The sequence below is a fragment of the Roseofilum acuticapitatum BLCC-M154 genome, assembly GCF_030068475.1.
Classification (GTDB): domain Bacteria; phylum Cyanobacteriota; class Cyanobacteriia; order Cyanobacteriales; family Desertifilaceae; genus Roseofilum; species Roseofilum acuticapitatum.
This window is the reverse complement of record NZ_JAQOSP010000145.1, coordinates 1-2,325: the sequence shown is the minus strand read 5'-3', so window position 1 is coordinate 2,325 and position 2,325 is coordinate 1. Positions and strand designations below refer to the sequence as shown.

General features: G+C 50.4%; 3 protein-coding genes. All 3 read left to right on the top strand.

The features are described 5' to 3' along the window. Positions 1–66: 66 nt before the first annotated feature. Entirely contained in the window at positions 67–1,020 is a 954-nt protein-coding gene (locus tag PMG71_RS22135; RefSeq protein ID WP_283755907.1) for an IS1595 family transposase, read from the top strand. 233 nt (positions 1,021–1,253) lie between these two features. Continuing rightward, positions 1,254–1,886, top strand: a complete 633-nt coding sequence (locus PMG71_RS22130) for a DUF433 domain-containing protein (RefSeq protein WP_283755906.1) — start codon at positions 1,254–1,256, stop codon at positions 1,884–1,886. Next, on the top strand, positions 1,883–2,325 hold a 443-nt coding region (locus tag PMG71_RS22125), incomplete at its 3' end, for a DUF5615 family PIN-like protein (RefSeq protein WP_283755905.1). The genes PMG71_RS22130 and PMG71_RS22125, both read left to right, overlap by 4 nt.

The window sequence follows — 2,325 nt, the reverse complement described above, 5'->3', positions numbered from 1 at the left end:
CCCAATATTATACTTGCCGTACCCACCGATTTTTGATAGACAGGCTCCATAATCGGAGAAGTTAGAATGTCTATCCTATCACAAAAGCAATTCCACGATGAGGAAGCGGCTTACGAATACGTTGAAAGCCACATCTGGCCTGACGGTCCAGTATGCCCCCATTGTGGCGAGACTGAGCGCGTCAACAAGCTCAAAGGCAAGTCCACCCGCATAGGGGTTCACAAGTGCTACTCATGCCGCAAGCCTTTCACTGTGAAGGTCGGGACCGTTTTCGAGTCCAGCCATGTCAAAATGCACCTGTGGCTACAGGCAATCTATCTTATGACTTCCTCTAAGAAGGGCATCAGCACCCAGCAGTTGCACCGCACCCTTGGCGTCACTCTCAAAACCGCTTGGTTTATGTCTCACCGCATCCGTGAAGCCATGCGTGATGGAGCGCTCGGCAAAATGGGCGGCGGTGGCGGCATCGTTGAAGCCGATGAGACCTATTACGGCAAGAAAGACGGCAAACAGGAGCTACCCGCCTATCGTCGTGGTCGCCCTTACCTCAAAGGTGGCGTTGGTCCTGCCAGCAAGCGCGCGATTGTCTCACTTGTTGAGCGCGGCGGCTCCGTCCGGTCTTTCCATGTGAAGCAATCCAACAAAGAGAATGTGACCAAGATCGTCCGTGAAAACATTGACGCGGAAACCGCTTTGTTCACCGATGAAAGCCCCCTTTATAAGGCTGTCGGTCAAGAGTTGGCGGATCACCAGACCACTAAGCATAGCGCTGGCGAGTATGTCCGTGGTGAAGTCCACAGCAATACCGTTGAAAACTACTTCTCTGTGTTTAAGCGCGGTATGCGCGGCACTTACCAGCATTGCGCCGAGAAGCACTTGCACCGTTATCTCGCGGAATTCGACTTCCGCTATAACAATCGCGTCGGTCTAGGCGTTGACGATACTGACAGGGCTACCGCAGCCCTGCTTGGGATCGTCGGGAAGCGTCTGACCTATCAAACAACTCGTTCAGGGGTGTGAGCCTTATGGGATCGAAAAACCCTCAAAATACAGGCCCAGACAAAGAAACTACCGATGGGTCAAAGTCCCCATCGAAGAAAAGGAAGATGACGCCTGAAGAGCAATCCGCGCGATTCATAGAGACCGCGCGGGAACTTGAGTGTGACGAGTCTGGAGACCTTTTTGAAAAGGCCGCCAAAAGGATTTTGAAATGAAATCTCGATTGAAATCGCTTAAAGTGGTATTGTGTCACTATGTCTGACGCGAATGTCATAGGTGCATTTAGTGAGCAGCAGATATGTAAGCTGTCTGGCCTTTCTAAATATCAGGTAAGCCGCTGGAGGCGCGCCGGGTTCGTTTCGCCTGAATATAAGGGCAGCCCCGATGCGCGCGGAGCCTATAGCAATGTGTATTCTTTCAAAGATCTTCTGATCCTTAGGGTCCTCGGCAATCTGAATAAAAATTACAACGTGCCTTACGGAGAACTAAAGCGGGCGGGAAAGAAGCTAAACGAGCTAGGCCTTGGTGATTGGGCTTCTACGCGAATTTGGGTGCTTGGAAAACGAGTGGTTTTTGACGATCCCGCCACCGATCAGAAATTTGAAGCGACATCCGACCAGTTTGTTATCGAGATTGCTCTAGAGGCTGTGACCTCCAGCGCTCGCGAAGCCATTCGAGAATACAACGAGCGTGGCGATGATAGGGTTGCTGTCATCGAAAAGAAAAGACAGCTCAAATCCTCTCAGGAAGTGTTTGGCGGGACACGAATTACGGTAAAAGCAATACAAGGCTATATTCAAGCAGGATACTCAAACGATCAAATCATCTCCGATTTTCCGGACCTTACCGATAAGGATGTCGAGCTTGCGAGGTCCTTGGCGGCTTGACGGCAGCGGAGCCCATAAACTTTTTCACAGATCAAGATGTTCCAGATGGTATCGGGAACTACCTCGTTGGCCGTGGCCACAACCTAAAACGCCTTCGTGATGTGATAGCAACTGACAGCCCAGACCCTATCGTCGCGACCACTTGTCGTGAGGCAGGATGGGTTTTAGTTACCTTCAATTGGAAAGATTTTAAGGCGATCATCCACCGGGAGCAGGCCATTCAATTTAACGGAAACGCGCCAACGCACCGTGATTTGAAAACCCTCCATAGGCTAGAGTTTGGCTGTCATCACGTCGATGGATTGAACATGATCCAAATCTACATTGACGTTGTTGAACGAGAATTGATCAACGCTACGCCAGACGTAGAAGCGCGAGTTCAGATTTGCAAAAACCACATCAAAGTTTTTCGAGTTGGTACGGCAAGTATAATAGTCTG